This window comes from Gordonia sp. i37, assembly GCF_002043085.1.
Lineage (GTDB): Bacteria > Actinomycetota > Actinomycetes > Mycobacteriales > Mycobacteriaceae > Gordonia > Gordonia polyisoprenivorans.
Genome location: NZ_MVPX01000089.1, coordinates 1 through 910, shown reverse-complemented (window position 1 = coordinate 910; position 910 = coordinate 1). Strand labels below are relative to the sequence as shown.

2 protein-coding genes and 1 pseudogene are annotated in these 910 nt (G+C 69.3%); 1 reads left to right on the top strand and 2 read right to left on the bottom strand.

Annotated features, from left to right (window positions below; translation table 11 throughout):
* On the top strand, positions 1-233 hold a 233-nt coding region (locus B1964_RS03835; RefSeq protein ID WP_139765618.1), incomplete at its 5' end, for an iron-containing redox enzyme family protein.
* A gap of 47 nt (positions 234-280) precedes the next feature.
* On the opposite strand, the gene B1964_RS03830 is transcribed toward B1964_RS03835, so the two are convergent.
* Positions 281-469, bottom strand: coding sequence for a CDGSH iron-sulfur domain-containing protein (locus B1964_RS03830; protein ID WP_006370782.1), 189 nt, complete (start codon positions 467-469; stop codon positions 281-283).
* A pseudogene (locus B1964_RS03825) lies at positions 466-910 on the bottom strand (methylase); the annotation flags it as partial. The gene B1964_RS03830 and the pseudogene B1964_RS03825, both read right to left, overlap by 4 nt.

Here is a 910-nt window from a genome sequence, read left to right as displayed (position 1 = left end):
GGGAGCCGTGCCGGCTGTTCTATCGCGAACATGTCGAGGCCGACGCCGTCCATGAGCAGGTCCTGCGCCGCGACGTGGTGGGCTCACTACTCGCCGAGGAGCCCGAACTCGAAGCCGATGTGATCCTGGGCATCCGCGGATTCCTGTTCGTCGAGGACGCATTCGAGGCGGGGCTGACCGCCGCATGGGAGACCGGGCCGGTGTTGGCCGGGGTCGCATCTGTGCCGGTCTGACGCGCCGGCCTGCCCCGCCCACCCAGGACCCGCCCACCCAGAGCGCGCTACTCCCGCCGACGGCGCCGATGGCTGGTGTCGCACAACGGATATGTGCGGCTGCGCCCACAGGCACACACCGCGACCATGAACCGATCCGAGCGCACGTGGGTGCCGTCGGGGAGTTCGATGTCGACGGGCCCGGGCACCAGCATCGGACCACCTCGTGTCACCCGGATGGGGGTCGCGTCACTCATGCCGCACCTTTCCTGATCGCTCGCACCACGGCGAGTTCCTCTGTCCGGCGGCCCTTCTCGAGCAGCCCAAGACCTTCGAGCCACTCGGCGCGCGCGGTCATCACCGGCCCGAACGGCACCCACCGCACCGCCATCACGTGAGCGTCGAGACCGTTGGCGCGCAACGCATTCACCGTAGCGTCGATGTCGGCGAACTCCGACTGCACCAGCAGCAGGGTCCCGCCGGGCTCGAGGAATTCAGATGCGTGTGCGCACAACGGGTCCAGGACGTCGCGGCCGGTCGGGCCGGCGTCCCACGCATGTCGCGGGCCGGGACTGATCGCCACGCCGTCGTCGATGCCAGGAGCCGGCACGTACGGCGGATTACAGGTCACCACGTCGAACCTGTCGCGACCGATGTGGTCCTCAAACCGCCCGTGGTGCACCCGAACCGGACACGGG